We start from the raw sequence: 16,754 nt of genomic DNA on the forward strand, positions 1-16,754 counted from the left end.
GGTCAGGCCGCGAGCAGTTCCAGGACCAGCCGGACGGCCTCCGGCACCTCGACGTGGTCGTCCGGGGTGGCGCCGAAGTGCCCGCCGGTGGGCATGACGACGGCGGTGGCGCCGAGGCCTTCGACGAGCAGGCGGACGTGCTCGGTGGGGTCGGGCTGGTTGACCGGGTCGTCCATGGCCTGGAGGATCCGGAAGTGCCGGGCCGAGCGGCGGATGCGCGCCCAGTCGAACTCGCCGTCGAAGAACGAGGCGAGCGCCTCGTACCCGACCTCGTGGGCGGAGGCCGACACCAGCAGCACGCCCGCGAACACGCCGTCCGCCTCGGGGTCGTGCTGCTCCAGGAAGCGCAGCACGTTGACGGCGCCGATGCTGTGCCCGACCAGGACGGTGGACCCGGCCGGGCCCGCAGCGAGTGCGGCCTCGCCGTAGGCCTTGCGCCACGGCTCCAGTCGCGGCGCCTCGGTGTCGGGCAGCCGGGGCACGGTGACCCGGTGGCCTGCTTGCGCCAACTGCTCGGTGAGGTACGGGAACCAGACGCTGTCGTCGCTCGCGCCGTAGCCGTGTGCTACCACGATCTCGCTCATGATCGATCCACTCCCCTGAATTCAAACGATCCGTCGCGTTTCGATTAGAAGGTAGCACGCTGCTAGCGTGAGGAGGTGCCTTCCGGAGAAAACCCCAGCCGAGGAACGGCCGGCCGCCGCACCGGCGGCCGGGTCCGCAGCCAGGACGCCCACGACGCCGTCCTGGCCGCCGCCATCGAGCTCGTCGAGGAACTCGGCTACCAGGCCGTCACCATCGAGCGCGTCGCCGCCCGCGCCGACGTCGCCAAGAGCACCATCTACCGCTGGTGGAAGTCGAAGGCGGTCCTCGTCATGGACGCCTACCGCACCGCCGTCGAGCAGCGGATGCCCGAGCCGGACACCGGTTCGCTCGCCGGCGACCTGACCGCGTTCGCCGCCGCCCTGTACGGCGTCACCGCGCACCCCGTCCGGGTCCGTACGCTGCGCGGCCTCATGGCGGAGGCCCAGCTCGACCCCGCCTTCGCCAGGCCCTTCCGGGAGTGGGTGGAGAGCCGGCGCGCCGTCCTGCTCGCCATGCTCTCCCGCGGCGTCCGGAACGGCGAACTCCCGGCCGACGCCGACCTGCAGGCCGCCACCGACCACTTCTTCGGGCTGTTCTGGTACCGCCTCCTGGTCGAGCACCAGCCCCTCGAACCGGTCCTGGCCGCCGGCCACGTCGAGCAGCTGCTGAACGGCCTCGCGCACAGGCGGTGACGGGGACCGACCGGCGCCGCCCCTTCAGGCCCGGTAGTACGTCTCGATCGGCGTCCGGGCCTCCTCGTGCAGGGCCGGGCCGTCCTGCGGCACCTCCGGCCAGGCGCCCGACGGCGGGTTGAGGGCGACGAGCTGCTCCGTCGACAGCGCGTAGACGACCCGCCCGATGCCGGACCGGACGATGCCGCCGTGGCACATCCCGCACGGCTGGCAGCTGGTGTACATCGTGGTGCGGGCGGCCGTGTCCGGGTCGAGTTCGCGGGCGGCCCAGCGGGCGAGCTTGAGTTCCGGGTGGGCGGTGATGTCGTCGTCGCGACGCACGGTGTTGTGCGCCTCGGCGAGGACTTCGCCGTCCGGGCCGGCCAGCAGGGAGCCGTACGGGGCGTCGCCGAGGGTGACCGCGCGGGCGGCGATGGCGACGGCGCGGCGCAGCAGGGTCTCGTCGGTTTCGGTGATCACGCGGTCGCCGCCTTCCAGTGGGTGGTCACGGTGGTGAGGTCCCGCCAGGCGGTCTGCGGGCGGCGGGTCTCGTCCGGGTCGCCGTGGTACGGGTCGAGGACGACGGTTTCGGCGCCGAGGGCGTGCAGCTGCCGCAGGTCGTCGAGGACCTGCTCGACGGTGCCCACTCCGGCGGGGCGGTCGGTCCCGTCGACCGGTTCGGTGGTCAGCCGCAGGGCGATCCGGGGCGCGAAGCCCGGCATCCGGTGCTCGGAGAGGACGGCCCGCATCCGGTCGAGCGGCAGCCGCAGGGGGTGCCAGGCGTCGCCGTACCGGACCGCCCGGCGCAGCGCGGCCGGGCTGTGGCCGCCGACCCAGACCGGTACGGACCGGTCCTGCCCTTGTTGTTTCCAGAGGTCCCGCAGGGTGCCCAGGTACTCGTCGGTCAGCCGGCCGCGCGCGGTGAACGGCACGCCGAGCGCGGCGAACTCCTGGCGCGCCCAGCCGACGCCCACCCCGAGGACGAACCGGCCGCCGCTGAGCCGGTCGAGAGTGTCGGCCATGCGGGCCACCAGCAGCGGGTCGCGGTAGGGCAGGACGAGCACGGTCGTGCCCAGTCGCAGGCCGGTGGTGATCCCGGCCAGCCAGGACAGTGTGGTGAACGGCTCGTGGAACGGCTCCGGGTACCGCTCGGCCACGTCCGGGGTGACCGCCACGTGGTCCGACACCATGAGGAGGTCGAAGCCGAGCCCCTCCACGGTGCGGGCCCACTCGCGCAGCACGCCGGGGTCGGTGCCCGGGCCGAAGTTCGGGACGTTGACGCCAAGTTGCATGCTGCGAGGCTATCCCCGTGATCATGGGTCACGGAACGGATTCCTCCCGGCCTCGGCCGCCCGTGGCCGTGGTTCTCCCGGTAGATTCGCCGCATGGCCGTGAATCTTGACGACACCGACTGGGCGATCATCGAGCAGCTGCAGGGCGAGGCCCGGATCTCCCTGAGCGAGCTGGGGCGGCGGGTGAGCCTCAGCGCGTCCGCGACCACCGAGCGCGTCCGGAACCTGGAGTCGCTGGGCGTCATCACCGGCTACCACGCGTCGGTGGACCTGACGAAGGTCGGCTACCCCGTCCTCGCCGTCGTCCGGCTGAAGTACCCCGGCAACCGGCACGAGCCGCTGCGCCGGCTGCTCGCCGAACGGCGCGAGCTCCTGGAGTGCCTGCGCACCACCGGCGACGACTGCTACACCCTGAAGGTCGCGGCGACCTCCATGGAGCACCTGGAGACCCTGGTCGACGAGCTGGCCGGCTTCGGCAGCACCACCACGAGCGTCGTCTACAGCCGGACGCTGCCGCTGCGCGGGCCGGCCAGGCCCTGAGGGCGGCGGCGGAGGCGCTCCCTCGATCGGGGGAGGTCGTTCGTGGGCCGTGCGACCAGACTGGCGGTCGTGCTCAGGGAGGACCTACTCCCCACGTTCCCAGAGGAGTTGACCCATGCGTCAGCGGATCCGCCACATCGCCCTCGCGCTCTCGGCTGCGGTCGTCGTCGGCACCGGCGTCCTGACGCCCGTCCAGGCCACCGCGTCCGCCGCCTCCCGCCCCGACACCGTCCGGCAGGGGCTGGACGCGCTGGTGCGCGCGGACGGCGTGCCCGCCGCGCTCGCGACCGTACGGGACCGGGACGGCCGGACCCGCCACTACACGGCGGGAGTGGGGGACCTGGCCACCGGTGCGAAGGTGCCGGTCGACGGGCAGGTGCGGATCGGCAGCAACACCAAGACCTTCACCGCGGTGGTCGTGCTGCAGCTGGTGGGGGAGGGCAAGGTCGACCTCGACGCCCTGGTCGACCGGTACCTCCCCGGCCTGATCCGTGGCGAGGGCATCGACGGGGGGCACATCACCGTCCGCCAACTCCTGCAGCACACCAGCGGATTGGCCGACTACGAGGGGCTGCTCGACGAACCCTCGCTCCGTGACCGGTACTTCGAGCCCCGTGAGCTCCTGGACCTCGCCCTCGCGCAGAAGCCCGTCTTCGCTCCCGGGGAGAAGTTCGGCTACAGCAGCACCAATTACGTGCTCGCCGGCCTGCTCGTCCAGAAGGTCACCGGCCGGCCGCTCGCCGAGGAGATCGACCGGCGCATCGTCCGGCACCTCGGGCTGCGGCACACCTACTTCCCGGCCGTCGGCGACCGGACCATCCGCGAGCCCCACCCCCACGGCTACCGCAAGGACACCCCCGACGGGCCGCTGGGCGACTTCACCGAGATGGACCCCTCGGCGGGCTGGGCGGCCGGGCAGATGATCTCCACCGGCTCCGACCTCAACCGCTTCTTCTCCGAACTGCTCGCCGGGAACCTCCTCCCGCCCGCCCAGCTCGCCCAGATGCGCACCACCGTCCCGATCGGGGACACCGGCGCGGGCGCCGGCCTGGGGATCCTCAGCCGGCCGCTCTCCTGCGGCGGGGTCTACTGGGGGCACGGCGGCGACATCCCGGGGTACGAGACCCGGGGCGGCGTCACCGACGACGGCCGCGCCGTGGCCGTCGCGGTGACCACCGTCCCGACCGACTACGGCGTGACCGAGCGCCTGGAGGGCGTCGTGGACGCGGCGTTCTGCCGCTGAGCCGCCGCTGAGCTTCCGGTACGCCTCCGGTGGGTCTCCGGCCTCAGCCGTCCGCGGCCAGCTCGGCGTTCGCCCGCTCGGTGACCAGGGCCAGCACCCGGCCCGCGACGGCGAGGTCCTCGGCGGGAATGCCGCCGTAGAGCCGGGCGGTGATCTCGGCGGACTCGGCCGTGGTGCGCTCGTACAGCTCGCGGCCGGCGTCGGTGAGCCGCAGCCAGGCCCCCTCGGCGGGGTCGGCCGCCAGCAGCCGCGCGGCCGTCAGCTCCTCGACCACGCCGCGTACGACGGACTCGTCGACCTTCAGCGAGCCGGTGACGTCGCGGACGAGCGCGTCGGTGGCGATCGAGCCGCCCGCGACCGCGACGACCCGGAGCGTCACGCTCTGCCGGAACGTGATGCCGTGGCGCTCCAGCACGCCCTCCAGCAGGGCGCGCGCCGCGTTGTGCGCCAGGGCGACGACCCGGCCGTTCACGGCTGCGGTGGTGGTGGGGGCGGCGGCGGGGGTGCCGGTACTCGTGGTCATGGTTGCTCCTCGTCGTTCTCGGTGGACGGATCAAGAGGTGCGTCGAGCAGCGCGGCCAGTTCGCTCGTGAACTGCCGCGCGCGGGGGCTGTCCTGGCCGCCGAGCGGCTCCAGCAGCCGGTCCAGGAGGCCCTGGACCACCGTGACGGCGCGACGGGTGACCTCGCGCCCCTCCTCGGTGAGCGTCAGCTGCATGGCGCGCGGGTCGTCCGGGTCCCGGGTGCGGGCGACGAGCCCGTTGGCCTCCAGAGCGCGGGCGAGCTTGGAGACGTACAGCGCCTCCAGCCCCGTGTGGTCGGCGAGCCGCCGCTGGCTGGGCCGCAGCCCGGAGCGGGCCATGCCGTACAGGGACGCCATCACCGCGTACTGGGCGTGCGTCAGGCCCAACGGCGCGACCGCCCGGTCGACGGCCACCCGCCACTTCATCGACAGGCGCCAGACCAGGAACCCCGCCGTCGCGCCCTCGGCTGCTGTACTCATGACAGATACCGTACATGGCTACTATGTCTATGGCTACTGTTTTGCGCGCGGGCCGGCGGAAGCCGGAACGCCGACGGCCCCGCGATCGGGGTGCGATCGCGGGGCCGTCCGCCGCCGTCCGGGGCCCGGGGGCCCGGTGGGGTCAGCCGATGGAACGGGGCAGCCGGGTGGTCAGGTACAGGATGGTGAAGGAGCCGAGGAGCTGGATCCCGAGGCAGAGGGCGAGCGCGTGGCCCATGCCGAGGCTGGGGGAGAGCGACAGGTACAGGGTGCCGAGGGTGGCGACGCCGAGGGCGAGGCTGGACTGCTGGCTGGTGGCGAGGACGCCGCTGCCGACGCCGGCCCGGGCGGCGGGCACCTTGGAGAGGACGACCCGGAACAGCGGGGTGCCGATCAGGCCCTGGCCGATGCCCGCGAGGGCGACGCCCGGGGCCATCCGCAGCGGCGAGAAGTGCGACCAGTCGGCGAGGACGGTCAGGGCGAGGGTGGTGAGGCCGGCGGCCTGGATGACGGCGCCCGCGCTCAGCACCCGGCTGCCCCAGCGGCCGATCAGGCGCGGGCCGGCCAGCGAGGCGCTGAAGTAGCCGACGGCCATCGGGACGAGCGCCCAGCCGGCCGCGACCGGGCCGAGCCTGAGGCCCTGCTGGAGGGCGACCGCGATGACGAACATGAAGCCGCCGAAGCCGGCGAAGTAGGGGAGCGCGATGCCGAGGCCGCGCCGCATCTCGGGGATGCGCAGCAGGGTCGGCGGCACCAGCGGGGTGTCCCCGCGCCGCTCGGCGCGGCGCTCGACCAGGGCGAAGGAGACGGCCAGCACGGGGAACAGCGCGAGCAGCACCCAGGACCAGAGCGGCCAGCCGGCGGCCCGGCCCTCCATCAGCGGGATGAGCAGGGAGAGCAGCGTGGCGGTGAGCAGCACGGTGCCGGGCACGTCGACCCGGGCGGCCTGGGTGGCCCGGCTCTCCGGGACGTAGCGGAACGCGAGGACGACGGCGAGCAGCGCGAACGGCACGTTCAGCAGGAACACCGAGCGCCAGCCGGTGCCGAACAGGTCGGCGGCGACCAGCATCCCGCCGAGCACCTGCCCGATCACCACCGAGATGCCGCCGACCGCGCCGTAGACGCTGAGCGCGCGGCCGCGCCGGGCGCCGTCGGTGGCGGCGGTGATGGTGCCGAGCACCTGGGGGATCAGCAGCGCGGCCGAGGCGCCCTGGGCGGCCCGGGCGGCGACCAGGGACCACGCGTCGGGGGCGAGGCCGCAGGCCAGCGAGGTGAGGGCGAAGGTGGCGGCGCCGACGACGAAGAGCCGGCGGCGGCCGAAGATGTCGCCGAGGCGCCCGCCGAGGACGAGGAGGACGGCGAAGGCGATGCCGTAGCCGGCTGCGACCAGTTCGAGGACGGCGGGCCCGGCGGCCAGGTCCTCGTCGATGGTGGGCAGGGCGACGTTGACGATGAAGAAGTCGAGCATCGGCAGGAAGGCCCCGAGCAGGACGGTGACCAGCCCGGCGGTGCCGAGGGCGGGAGTTCCGTGGGCGGGGGTTCCGAGAGCGGCGGTGCCGGGCGCTCCGGTGGACGGGGCGCCGGCGGGGCTGCGGGTGGCCGCGCTGCCGGGGGTGGTGGCGGTGCGGTGCGGGGTGGGGGCGGCGGCGAGTCGTTGGGTCACGGGTCATACGATCCGCCCGCTCTCACCCTGGTACCAGAGTGTGGTTATCCAGGTATAAGAAGTACCTGGCAACAGGCTGACGGCTGCCGCATGCTGGGGAGCATGAGCCTGATGACCCCCGCCGCACAAGCCCCCGCCAACGGATCCGCCAGGCCGCGCCCGGTCGGCCCGGTCGGTGCCGAGGACGCCCGCCGGCACGAGCTGGCCGCGTTCCTGCGCAGCCGCCGCGAGCGGATCGCGCCCGACCAGGTGGGCCTGCCGATGACCGGCCGCCGCCGGACGCCGGGGCTGCGCCGGGAGGAGGTCGCGCAGCTCGCCGCGGTCGGGGTGACCTGGTACACGTGGCTGGAGCAGGGCCGGGACATCCAGGTGTCCACCCAGGTGCTGGACGCCGTCTCCCGGGCGCTGCTGCTCGACCCGAGCGAGCGCGCGCACCTGTTCACCCTGGCCGGCGCGGACGACCCGGCGCCGGTGAGGGAGTGCCCCTCGGTGACCCCGAGCGTGCGGCTGGTGCTGGATCAGCTGGCGCCGTACCCGGCCCTGGCGGTCAACACCCGCTACGACGTGCTGGCGTACAACGCGCAGTACACCGGGATCGTCGGCGACCTCGCCGCCCTGCCGCCGGAGGACCGCAACCTGATGTGGATGGCGTTCACGCCCTCGCGGTTCCGCGAGGTGCTGATCGACTACCGCACCGAGCGGCTCGGCATGGTGGCCCGGTTCCGCTCGGCGATGGCCGACCACAGTTCGGAGCCGGCCTGGAAGGCGCTGCTGGCCCGGCTGCTCAAGGCCTCGCCGGACTTCGCGGAGGTCTGGCAGCGGCACGACGTGATGCGGCCGAGCAACGGCATCAAGCGCTTCCAGGTGCCCGGCGTCGGCATGCTGAGCTGCGAGTACACCAACTTCTGGCTCAGCCCCCGGCTCGGCACCCGGATCATCACCTACACCCCGCTGGACGACGAGACCCGCGCGCTGATGGACCGGCTCCCCACCGGGGCCTGAGGTCAGGCCCGGTCGGCGGCGCCCCGCCCGAGCAGCAGGCACACCGCCGCGAGCGGCAGCTCGACGCAGCCCGCCATGACGAGCGCCGCGAGCACCGCGCAACCCGGCCCGGCGCAGGCGATGTCGGCCAGGGCGTCCCCGACGAGCAGCAGGGCCACCGCCGCGCCCGCCCACAGCGCGGCGGGGCTGCGCCGGCGCAGCAGCGCGTCGAGCGAGAGCAGGGCGGAGAACTCCACCAGGTCCAGCACGACCCACACCGTCTCGTGGGAGACGGCGAGGACGGCCAGCCAGGGCAGCAGCGCGACCGCGGCCAGGGCGGGCACCCGGGCGAAGCGCGCGGGCAGGACGACGGCGGGGACGGCCGAGGATATGAACGGGGGGACGAACGGGACGGTCCGGACGGGCCGGGCGGAGAGGGCTGCGGTGCTCATGCCGCACCCCCGGCCCGGCGGCCCGGCACCCGCTCCAGCGGCAGCCGCTCGGCGCCGCCGCCCGCCGGGTGCTCGACCAGCACCGCGTCGAACGGCCCCTCGGCCCAGGCGAGCCAGAACCGCCCGGCCACCGTGACCACCTCGGCCGCGGCGGCGGCCCGGCGGGACCGGCCAGGTCCGGAGGCCCGGAACGCCCGGAACGCCCGGAGCCCCGGGAGGCCTCGGAACCCGCGCCGCCCGGTGAACACCACCGAGGGCGCGGCACCGTCGGCCGGCAGCCGCCCCCAGGCGAGCACGTGCCGGGCCCGCCCGGTGGACGGGCAGCGCCGAGCCCCGCGCAGCAGCTGCGGGGTGAGCCGGGCGGCGACCAGGACGTCGGCCAGCTCCCCGTGCTGGTACAGCTCCAGCGCGGCCCGGCCGCGGCCGGCCCCGACGCTGCGGACCGACCAGGGCCCGCCGCCGGCCGGCAGCGACCCGACCGGCAGCGAGCCCTCCGACGACGACCCGACCGGCGACCCGACCGGCGACCCGACCGGGGACCCGGTCGGCGCCCCGGTCGGCCGCGCCCCCGCCGGCTCCGACGCCGGGAAGAGCGCGCCCCCGGTGACACCCCCGTGGTTCCCGGGGACGCGCCGCCCGTGCGGCGGAGTGGCGGAGTGCGATGCGGTGCTCGTCATGGGCTCAAGCCTTCCGCCCGGCACCCCCTTCTGTCGGTGGTGCTCCACCCCGAATCGGGGGTGTAGCCAGGTACACCCCCAGCGGGTACCCCCCTTCATGGCGGCCGATGATCACCGGGCCCTACGCTGTCGGCCATGCCCTCCACCACGCTGCGCCGAGCGCTCGTCAGGAGCCTCCGGCGCCCACCGTGGTCGTCCGAGGTCCGGCGGGACGTCCGCTTCATAGCCGCCGGCCTGCCGTCGGCCCTGCCGGTCTGGCTGGCCGTCACCGAGTCCCGGATGCTGTTCGCGGTGCTCGCCGCCGTCCTGCTGTGCACCCGTCCGCTGACCGCCCTCCAGCGCGGCCGGCTGCGCGCGCTGTACGGCGTGGAGATCCCGCCGCCGCGCCCGGTCACCGGCTCCCGCAGGCTGCTGCTGGGGCTGACCTGGCGCCAGGTGCTGCACCACCTGGTGGTCGGCCCGCTGCTGGCGGCGGGCGCGCTGGCGGTGCTGTACGGCGCGGGCGCGGCCGTGGTGCTGACCACCCTGTACGGCTGGATCTGGCTGATGCCCCCCGGCACCGCGCTGCGCTCGGACCTGGCCGGGACGGACGTCGCGCTGACGGTCATCGGGGTGGCGCTGCTGGTCGCGCTGCCCTGGGCGGCGGAGGCCACGGCCCGGCTGGAGGTGTGGGCGGCGCGGCGGCTGCTCGGCCCGGACCGGGCGGAGGCCCTGGAGCGCCGGGTCGAGGAGATCACCGAGAGCCGGGCCGGGCTGGTCGACGCGGTGGACGCCGAGCGCCGCCGGATCGAGCGCGACCTGCACGACGGCGCCCAGCAGCGCCTCACCTCGCTGGCGATGAACCTGGGCCTGGCCCGGCGCACCCTCAAGGACGTCCCGCCGGAGGTCATGCAGGTGATCGTCGACGCGCACGAGGAGGCGCAGGCGGCCATCGACGAGCTGCGCGACCTGGTGCGCGGCCTGCACCCGGCCGTCCTGGAGGACCGCGGTCTGGACGCGGCGCTGTCCGGCATCGCGGCCCGCGCCCCGCTGCCGGTGCGCCTGGACGTCGAGCTCTCCGAGCCGATCGCCCCGACCGTCGAGGCGGTCGCCTACTTCACCGTCTCCGAGGCGCTCACCAACGTGGCCAAGCACGCCCGGGCCGAGCAGGTCGACGTCTCGGTGCGGACGACCGGCGGCCGGCTGCGCCTGGTCGTCAGCGACGACGGCGTGGGCGGCGCGGACGCCTCGCGCGGCACCGGGCTCACCGGTCTGCGCCAGCGCGCCGGCTCGGTCGACGGCTCGCTGTCCGTTCTCAGCCCCCTCGGGGGCCCCACCACCATCACCGTGGAGTTGCCGTGCGTGCTGTGATCGCCGAGGACTCGGTCCTGCTGAGGGTCGGCCTGGTCAAGGTCCTGGAGGCGGTGGGCTTCGAGGTGGTGGCCGCCGTCGGGGACGCCGTCGAACTGCTGGCCGCGGTCGAGGAGCACCGCCCGGGCGTGGTGGTGGCGGACGTCCGGATGCCCCCGGGCTTCACCGACGAGGGCGTCAAGGCGGCCATGGTGATCCGCCGGCAGTGGCCGGAGACCGCCGTCCTGCTGCTCTCCCAGTACGTGGAGGAGCGCTACGCCGCCGACCTGCTGTCCACCAACACCAGCGGCGTGGGCTACCTGCTCAAGCAGCGGGTGGCCAACGTGGACGACTTCGTGGACGCGCTGCAGCGGGTCGCCGAGGGCGGCACCGCGCTGGACCCGGAGGTGGTCGCCCAGCTGCTGGTGCGCCGCCACCGGGACCCGCTGGAGAAGCTGACCCCGCGCGAGCGGGACGTGCTGGGCCTGATGGCGGAGGGCCGCTCCAACGCCGCGATCGCCGCCTCGCTGGTGGTCAGCGACAGCGCGGTGGCCAAGCACATCAACTCGATCTTCACCAAGCTCGACCTGCCGCAGGCCGAGGACAGCCACCGCCGGGTGATGGCGGTGCTGCGCTTCCTGGAGGTCGGGTGAGCGCGGGCGCCGCGAAGGCCTGGCGGGTCACCGGCACGGTCGCGACCGTCCTGGTGCTGATCGGCGCGGGGCTGCAGACCTGGTCGGTCGTGGCGCAGCAGGAGTCGACCAGCAGCCGGTCGTACGAGGTGCCGGTCGACCGGCTGCGGCTGGAGACGGGGAACGCCTCGGTCAAGGTGCGGGCCGGACGGGCGGACCACGTGGTGGTCGGCCAGCGGCTGGACTGGACGGTGCGCAAGCCGGTGGTGTCCAGCATCATCGTCGACGGCCTCCTCACCGTCAGGGTGCAGTGCCGGCCGATCCTGCCGGTCGCGGACTTCGGCTGCGGCGCCGAGATCGAGGTGGAGGTGCCGGCGGAGACCGGGGTGTCGGGGTCGCTGGGCTCCGGCTCGGTCCGGGTGGAGGGCCTGAGCGGGAACGTGGACGTGGAGCTCGGCTCCGGCGAGCTGCTGCTGTCCGGTACCTCCGGGGACGTGACGGCGCGGGCCACCTCCGGGCTGATCCGGGGCGAGGACCTGAAGGCCCGGCGGGTGGACGCGCGGACCACGTCGGGGGCGATGGAGCTGTCCTTCGCCAGTGCCCCGCAGCAGGTGGAGACCAGGGCCACCTCCGGTTCGGTGACGATGACCCTGCCGAGGGGCAGCCGCTACGCCTTCTCCAGCGACATCGGCTCGGGCACCGGCCGGATCGACCCGCAGCTGGCGGACTCCGGCAGCCCGAACCACATCCACGCGACGGCCACCTCGGGGTCGATCACCATCGACCCGTCGTAGCGGCCGGGCCGTGGTGGCGGTCGTACCGGTCGTGGCGGCCGGGCCGCCGGTTCCGCCGCCGGGCCGGCCGCTCACCCGGGTGGGGGACAATGGAGAGTCCCGTCCCCTCGACCCGAGGTCAGCCGCGCATGACAGCCACGCCCGCACCCATCGCGCCCGACACCGAGTTCGCGCCGCTCGACATCGGCCCGATCCAGGTGTGGCCGCCCGTCGTGCTGGCGCCGATGGCCGGCATCACCAACGCGCCCTTCCGTACCCTGTGCCGCGAGCAGAGCGGCGGCAAGGGCCCGCAGGCCCCGGACGATGCCGGGGCGGCGTCGCGGGCCGATGGCTCTCGCCTGGCGTCGTTGTCGTCGGTCGCCGCAGCTCCGCTGCTACTCCCTCCTCCGCCTGGCCAGACTCGGCCCTCGACCCGCTCCTTCTCCCACCCCGGCATCGTCCGGGGCCTGTACGTCTCGGAGATGATCACCACCCGGGCGCTGGTCGAGCGCAACGCCAAGACCATGCAGCTGATCAAGTTCGACGCGAGCGAGAAGCCGCGCTCGATCCAGCTGTACGGGGTGGACCCGGTGACGGTCGGCAAGGCCGCCCGGATGATCTCCGACGAGGGCCTGGCCGACCACATCGACCTCAACTTCGGCTGCCCCGTCCCGAAGGTGACCCGCAAGGGCGGCGGCTCGGCGCTGCCGTACAAGCGCAACCTGCTGCGCGAGATCCTGCGCGAGGCCGTGGCCAACGCGGGCGACCTCCCGGTGACCATGAAGATGCGCAAGGGCATCGACGACGACCACCTCACCTACCTGGACGCCGGCCGGATCGGCGCCGAGGAGGGCGTGGCCGCGATCGCCCTGCACGGGCGCACCGCCGCCCAGCACTACGGCGGGACGGCCGACTGGTCGGCGATCGCCCGGCTGCGGGAGTCCGTGCCGGCGCACGTCCCGGTGCTGGGCAACGGGGACATCTGGTCGGCCGAGGACGCGCTGCGGATGATGCGCGAGACCGGCTGCGACGGCGTCGTGGTGGGCCGCGGCTGCCTGGGCCGGCCGTGGCTGTTCAAGGACCTGGTCGCGATCTTCGAGGGCGACGTCGACCACGCCCGCCCCGACTTCGGCTACGTGGCGCGGGCGATGGTGCGCCACGCGCAGCTGCTCGGCGAGTGGATCGGGGACGAGACGCGCGGTGTGATCGACTTCCGCAAGCACGTCGCCTGGTACACCAAGGGCTTCTCGGTCGGTTCGGAGCTGCGGGTGCGGCTCGCCAACTCCTCCTCGTTGGCCGATCTGGCCGAAACCCTGTCCGAAGTGGAGCAGTCCCAGGGCTGGCCGGTGGGTGCGGACGGCCCGCGCGGGCGGACCAGCGGCAACGGCCGGGTGGTCCTGCCGGAGGGGTGGTTGGACGATCCGTACGACTGCGCCCGACCGGGCGAGGACGCCGAATCGGACACCTCCGGCGGATGATCTGTACGGACCGGCGAATTCGACCCTCGTCGGTCGATTGCCACTAGGTCCCAGCCCTCTTGTCCAATCTGGACAGGAGGGCTCCTTTTCGGCATTCGGATGTCACGGAACGGGCACGTTTCTGGACGCTGTGCGACGATCGGCGGAGGCGTTCTACGTTCGAGCGGTGAGACGCGCTGGTGACCCTTGCCACACGCCGTCGGGACTGATGGTGGGTCAGTGGACGAAATGGACAGGTCGGCCGTGGATCGCTTCCCGAAGCCGGTCGACCGGGGATCGGGCGATCCGGGTGCAGGAAATCAAGCCGGGGCAACGCGACGGAACCACGCCCGCTACCCAGCGTCCGAATCGTGCGATCTTCCGGTTTCGTTGGCTTCAAGAGTTGAAGGCAAGCTAGCGTCAGGCGGACGATTTCACCAACAGAGGTGAACGCCTTTATGCGCTTTCGATCTAGAGGGTTACCTCTCGGTACCGGCCTCGGGTGGCCTATTCAGGGCAGAGAAGTGCCTTCGAAATGGGTATGTTCTCCGGCGTCAGGGCAACCGCGTACGAGGAGACCGACCCGTGCCGTCCCAGCAGAAGTTTGTTTACTCCTTCACTGAAGGAAACAAGGACCTCAAGGACCTTCTCGGCGGCAAGGGCGCGAACCTGGCCGAGATGACCAACCTGGGCCTCCCCGTCCCCCCGGGGTTCACCATCACCACCGAGGCCTGCAAGGTCTTCCTGGAGACCGGCAGCGAGCCCACCTCCCTCCACGAGGAGATCAGCGCCCACCTGGACGCCCTCGAGCAGGAGATGGGCAAGAAGCTCGGCCAGGCCGACAACCCCCTCCTGGTCTCGGTGCGCTCCGGCGCGAAGTTCTCCATGCCCGGCATGATGGACACCGTCCTCAACATCGGCCTCTCCGACACCTCGGTGACCGGCCTCGTCGCCCAGTCCGGCAACGAGCGCTTCGCCTGGGACTCGTACCGCCGCCTGGTCCAGATGTTCGGCAAGACCGTGCTGGGCGTCGACGGCGAGCTGTTCGAGGAGGCCCTGGACGAGGCCAAGCACGCCAAGGGCACCGTCAACGACCTGGACCTGGACGCTTCCGACCTCCAGGAACTGGTCGAGGTGTTCAAGGGCATCGTCGAGCGCGAGACCGGCCGGGCCTTCCCGCAGGACCCGCGCGAGCAGATGGACCTCGCCATCCACGCGGTCTTCCACTCCTGGAACGGCGACCGCGCCCGGCTGTACCGCCGCCAGGAGCGCATCCCGAACGACCTCGGCACCGCGGTCAACGTCTGCAGCATGGTCTTCGGCAACCTCGGCGAGGACTCCGGCACCGGTGTCGCCTTCACCCGCGACCCCTCCACCGGTGCCCAGGGCGTCTACGGCGACTACCTGTCCAACGCCCAGGGCGAGGACGTCGTCGCCGGCATCCGCAACACGCTGCAGCTGTCCGAGCTGGAGAAGCTCGACAAGAAGTCGTACGACGAGCTGATGGCGATCATGCAGAAGCTCGAGAACCACTACCGCGACCTCTGCGACATCGAGTTCACCATCGAGCGCGGCAAGCTCTGGATGCTGCAGACCCGCGTCGGCAAGCGCACCGCCGCCGCCGCCTTCCGGATCGCCGTCCAGCTGGTCGACCAGGGCCTGATCGACCTGGACGAGGCCCTGATGCGCGTCACCGGCGGCCAGCTGGCCCAGCTGATGTTCCCGCGCTTCGCCCCGACCGCCGAGTCCAAGCAGATCGGCTGGGGCCTCGCCGCCTCGCCGGGCGCCGCGATCGGCAAGGTCGTCTTCGACTCGTACACCGCCGTCAAGTGGTCCCGCTCCGGCGAGAAGGTCATCCTGGTCCGCCGCGAGACCAACCCGGACGACCTGGACGGCATGATCGCCGCCGAGGGCATCCTCACCTCGCGCGGCGGCAAGACCTCGCACGCCGCCGTCGTCGCCCGCGGCATGGGCAAGACCTGTGTCTGCGGCGCCGAGGAGCTGGAGGTCGACACCAAGGCCCGCAAGTTCACCACCGCCGACGGCCTGGTCGTCCACGAGGGCGACGTCGTCTCCATCGACGGCGCCAGCGGCAAGGTCTACCTCGGCGAGGTACCGGTCCTGCCGTCCCCCGTCGTCGAGTACTTCGAGGGCACCCTGCACGCCGGCGCCGACGTCCAGGGCGGGCTGGTCCAGGCCGTGCACCGGCTGATGTCGCACGCCGACGGCCGCCGCCGGCTGGCCGTGCGCGCCAACGCCGACAACGCCGAGGACGGCGGGCGCGCCCGCCGCTACGGCGCCCAGGGCATCGGCCTGTGCCGCACCGAGCACATGTTCCTCGGTGAGGAGCGCCGCAAGGAGGTCGAGCACCTGATCCTCGCGGACAACGACAAGGACCGCGAGCAGGCCCTCTCCACCCTGCTGCCGCTGCAGAAGAGCGACTTCCTGGAGCTGTTCCAGGCGATGGACGGACTGCCCGTCACCGTCCGGCTGCTCGACCCGCCGCTGCACGAGTTCCTGCCCGACATCACCGAGCTGTCGGTGCGCGTCGCCCTCGCCGAGGCCCGCAAGGACCCGAACGAGAACGACCTGCGGCTGCTCCAGGCGGTGCACAAGCTGCACGAGCAGAACCCGATGCTGGGCCTGCGCGGCGTCCGCCTCGGCCTGGTCATCCCCGGCCTGTTCGGCATGCAGGTCCGGGCCATCGCCGAGGCCGCCGCCGAGCGCAAGCTGGCCGGCGGGGACCCGCGCCCCGAGGTGATGATCCCGCTGGTCGGCACCGTCCAGGAGCTGGAGCTGGTCCGCGACGAGTGCGAGCGCGTGCTCGCCGAGGTCGCCCAGTCCACCGGCGTCCAGCTGGACATCAAGCTCGGCACCATGATCGAGCTGCCGCGCGCCGCGGTGACCGCCGGCCAGATCGCCGAGGCCGCCGAGTTCTTCTCCTTCGGCACCAACGACCTCACCCAGACGGTCTGGGGCTTCTCCCGGGACGACGTGGAGGCCTCCTTCTTCACCGCCTACCTGGAGAAGGGCATCTTCGGGGTCTCCCCGTTCGAGACCATCGACCGCGACGGCGTCGGCGCGCTGGTCAAGCACGCCGTCGAGGCCGGCCGGGCCACCCGCCCCGACCTCAAGCTCGGCGTCTGCGGCGAGCACGGCGGCGACCCGGAGTCGGTCCACTTCTTCCACGAGGTGGGGCTGGACTACGTCTCCTGCTCCCCCTTCCGGATCCCGGTGGCGCGCCTGGAGGCAGGCCGCGCCGCCATCGAGACGGCGGGCAGCGACTCGCGCTGAGCGAGGGAAGGCATCCCCTCCTCACGCGGGTCGACTGACCGCTCCCCCTCCCACCGGGAGGGCGTACACCGGAGCTCGGCGCAGGAGAACCGGCGTACGTGACACGGCCGGGCGGGAACGGACAACGGCGTCCGTTCCCGCTCGGCCGTACGTGTTTCCCGCG

17 protein-coding genes are annotated in these 16,754 nt (G+C 73.2%); 9 read left to right on the plus strand and 8 right to left on the minus strand.

Features of this window, described 5'->3' with window-relative positions:
- Positions 1 to 2 precede the first annotated feature (2 nt).
- Positions 3 to 584: an RBBP9/YdeN family alpha/beta hydrolase gene (locus ACYP53_RS15275; RefSeq protein WP_459647667.1), complete on the minus strand. Its 582-nt coding sequence runs from the start codon at positions 582 to 584 to the stop codon at positions 3 to 5.
- Positions 585 to 659: 75 nt separating this feature from the next.
- On the opposite strand from ACYP53_RS15275, the gene ACYP53_RS15280 reads away from it, so the two are divergent.
- Complete coding sequence (locus tag ACYP53_RS15280) at positions 660 to 1,277, plus strand: TetR/AcrR family transcriptional regulator (protein WP_459647668.1); 618 nt, start codon at positions 660 to 662, stop codon at positions 1,275 to 1,277.
- A 24-nt stretch (positions 1,278 to 1,301) separates the two neighbouring features.
- Here ACYP53_RS15280 and ACYP53_RS15285 read toward each other — a convergent pair whose 3' ends face one another.
- Both ACYP53_RS15285 and ACYP53_RS15290 read right to left on the minus strand, forming a co-directional pair.
- The gene (locus ACYP53_RS15285) at positions 1,302 to 1,736 is read right to left on the minus strand and encodes a nucleoside deaminase (protein WP_459647669.1); all 435 of its coding nucleotides are present in this window, start codon (positions 1,734 to 1,736) and stop codon (positions 1,302 to 1,304) included.
- A complete protein-coding gene (locus ACYP53_RS15290) occupies positions 1,733 to 2,548 on the minus strand; it encodes an LLM class flavin-dependent oxidoreductase (RefSeq protein WP_459647670.1) in 816 nt (271 codons plus the stop codon). The genes ACYP53_RS15285 and ACYP53_RS15290 overlap by 4 nt, the downstream gene beginning before the upstream one ends.
- A gap of 93 nt (positions 2,549 to 2,641) precedes the next feature.
- On the opposite strand from ACYP53_RS15290, the gene ACYP53_RS15295 reads away from it, so the two are divergent.
- Together ACYP53_RS15295 and ACYP53_RS15300 are read left to right on the plus strand one after the other, a co-directional pair.
- Entirely contained in the window at positions 2,642 to 3,088 is a 447-nt protein-coding gene (locus tag ACYP53_RS15295) for an Lrp/AsnC family transcriptional regulator (RefSeq protein ID WP_189918060.1), read from the plus strand.
- A gap of 115 nt (positions 3,089 to 3,203) precedes the next feature.
- Positions 3,204 to 4,331 carry a serine hydrolase domain-containing protein gene (locus ACYP53_RS15300; protein ID WP_459647671.1) on the plus strand — a complete coding sequence of 376 codons (1,128 nt, stop codon included), beginning with the start codon at positions 3,204 to 3,206 and terminating at the stop codon, positions 4,329 to 4,331.
- A 43-nt stretch (positions 4,332 to 4,374) separates the two neighbouring features.
- Here ACYP53_RS15300 and ACYP53_RS15305 read toward each other — a convergent pair whose 3' ends face one another.
- The 3 genes from ACYP53_RS15305 to ACYP53_RS15315 all read right to left on the minus strand — a co-directional run bounded on the left by ACYP53_RS15305 (position 4,375) and on the right by ACYP53_RS15315 (position 6,996).
- On the minus strand, positions 4,375 to 4,854 hold the full coding sequence (locus tag ACYP53_RS15305) for a MarR family transcriptional regulator (protein WP_459647672.1): 480 nt from the start codon (positions 4,852 to 4,854) through the stop codon (positions 4,375 to 4,377).
- Positions 4,851 to 5,333 carry a MarR family winged helix-turn-helix transcriptional regulator gene (locus ACYP53_RS15310; RefSeq protein WP_459647673.1) on the minus strand — a complete coding sequence of 161 codons (483 nt, stop codon included), beginning with the start codon at positions 5,331 to 5,333 and terminating at the stop codon, positions 4,851 to 4,853. The genes ACYP53_RS15305 and ACYP53_RS15310 overlap by 4 nt, the downstream gene beginning before the upstream one ends.
- Positions 5,334 to 5,475: 142 nt before the next feature.
- Positions 5,476 to 6,996: an MFS transporter gene (locus ACYP53_RS15315; protein WP_459647674.1), complete on the minus strand. Its 1,521-nt coding sequence runs from the start codon at positions 6,994 to 6,996 to the stop codon at positions 5,476 to 5,478.
- A gap of 102 nt (positions 6,997 to 7,098) precedes the next feature.
- Between ACYP53_RS15315 and ACYP53_RS15320 the strand changes: the two genes are divergently transcribed.
- On the plus strand, positions 7,099 to 7,998 hold the full coding sequence (locus ACYP53_RS15320; protein ID WP_459647675.1) for a helix-turn-helix transcriptional regulator: 900 nt from the start codon (positions 7,099 to 7,101) through the stop codon (positions 7,996 to 7,998).
- 2 nt (positions 7,999 to 8,000) lie between these two features.
- Here the strand turns inward: ACYP53_RS15320 and ACYP53_RS15325 are convergent, their stop codons facing one another.
- Positions 8,001 to 8,429 carry a hypothetical protein gene (locus ACYP53_RS15325; RefSeq protein ID WP_459647676.1) on the minus strand — a complete coding sequence of 143 codons (429 nt, stop codon included), beginning with the start codon at positions 8,427 to 8,429 and terminating at the stop codon, positions 8,001 to 8,003.
- On the minus strand, positions 8,426 to 9,106 hold the full coding sequence (locus ACYP53_RS15330; RefSeq protein ID WP_459647677.1) for a hypothetical protein: 681 nt from the start codon (positions 9,104 to 9,106) through the stop codon (positions 8,426 to 8,428). The genes ACYP53_RS15325 and ACYP53_RS15330 overlap by 4 nt, the downstream gene beginning before the upstream one ends.
- Before the next feature lie 135 nt (positions 9,107 to 9,241).
- On the opposite strand from ACYP53_RS15330, the gene ACYP53_RS15335 reads away from it, so the two are divergent.
- From ACYP53_RS15335 to ppdK, 5 genes are all read left to right on the plus strand, one after another.
- Positions 9,242 to 10,456, plus strand: a complete 1,215-nt coding sequence (locus ACYP53_RS15335; protein ID WP_459647678.1) for a sensor histidine kinase — start codon at positions 9,242 to 9,244, stop codon at positions 10,454 to 10,456.
- Positions 10,444 to 11,088: a response regulator gene (locus ACYP53_RS15340; RefSeq protein ID WP_189918081.1), complete on the plus strand. Its 645-nt coding sequence runs from the start codon at positions 10,444 to 10,446 to the stop codon at positions 11,086 to 11,088. Before ACYP53_RS15335 ends, ACYP53_RS15340 begins: the two co-directional genes overlap by 13 nt.
- A complete protein-coding gene (locus tag ACYP53_RS15345) occupies positions 11,085 to 11,861 on the plus strand; it encodes a DUF4097 family beta strand repeat-containing protein (protein WP_459647679.1) in 777 nt (258 codons plus the stop codon). The genes ACYP53_RS15340 and ACYP53_RS15345 overlap by 4 nt, the downstream gene beginning before the upstream one ends.
- Positions 11,862 to 11,989: 128 nt before the next feature.
- Positions 11,990 to 13,318: a tRNA dihydrouridine synthase DusB gene (gene dusB, locus ACYP53_RS15350; protein ID WP_459647680.1), complete on the plus strand. Its 1,329-nt coding sequence runs from the start codon at positions 11,990 to 11,992 to the stop codon at positions 13,316 to 13,318.
- Positions 13,319 to 13,882: 564 nt separating this feature from the next.
- Positions 13,883 to 16,591 carry a pyruvate, phosphate dikinase gene (ppdK, locus tag ACYP53_RS15355; RefSeq protein WP_459647681.1) on the plus strand — a complete coding sequence of 903 codons (2,709 nt, stop codon included), beginning with the start codon at positions 13,883 to 13,885 and terminating at the stop codon, positions 16,589 to 16,591.
- Positions 16,592 to 16,754: the final 163 nt, after the last annotated feature.

Source organism: Kitasatospora sp. Ki12, from assembly GCF_054601375.1.

Bases quoted from the DNA above. Each gene is read 5' to 3' on its own strand.
- ACYP53_RS15275 (WP_459647667.1), bottom strand. From the start codon at position 584: ATGAGCGAGATCGTGGTAGCACACGGCTACGGCGCGAGCGACGACAGC.
- ACYP53_RS15290 (WP_459647670.1), bottom strand. From the start codon at position 2,548: ATGCAACTTGGCGTCAACGTCCCGAACTTCGGCCCGGGCACCGACCCC.
- ACYP53_RS15295 (WP_189918060.1), top strand. From the start codon at position 2,642: ATGGCCGTGAATCTTGACGACACCGACTGGGCGATCATCGAGCAGCTG.
- ACYP53_RS15300 (WP_459647671.1), top strand. From the start codon at position 3,204: ATGCGTCAGCGGATCCGCCACATCGCCCTCGCGCTCTCGGCTGCGGTC.
- ACYP53_RS15305 (WP_459647672.1), bottom strand. From the start codon at position 4,854: ATGACCACGAGTACCGGCACCCCCGCCGCCGCCCCCACCACCACCGCA.
- ACYP53_RS15310 (WP_459647673.1), bottom strand. From the start codon at position 5,333: ATGAGTACAGCAGCCGAGGGCGCGACGGCGGGGTTCCTGGTCTGGCGC.
- ACYP53_RS15320 (WP_459647675.1), top strand. From the start codon at position 7,099: ATGAGCCTGATGACCCCCGCCGCACAAGCCCCCGCCAACGGATCCGCC.
- ACYP53_RS15325 (WP_459647676.1), bottom strand. From the start codon at position 8,429: ATGAGCACCGCAGCCCTCTCCGCCCGGCCCGTCCGGACCGTCCCGTTC.
- ACYP53_RS15330 (WP_459647677.1), bottom strand. From the start codon at position 9,106: ATGACGAGCACCGCATCGCACTCCGCCACTCCGCCGCACGGGCGGCGC.
- ACYP53_RS15335 (WP_459647678.1), top strand. From the start codon at position 9,242: ATGCCCTCCACCACGCTGCGCCGAGCGCTCGTCAGGAGCCTCCGGCGC.
- dusB (WP_459647680.1), top strand. From the start codon at position 11,990: ATGACAGCCACGCCCGCACCCATCGCGCCCGACACCGAGTTCGCGCCG.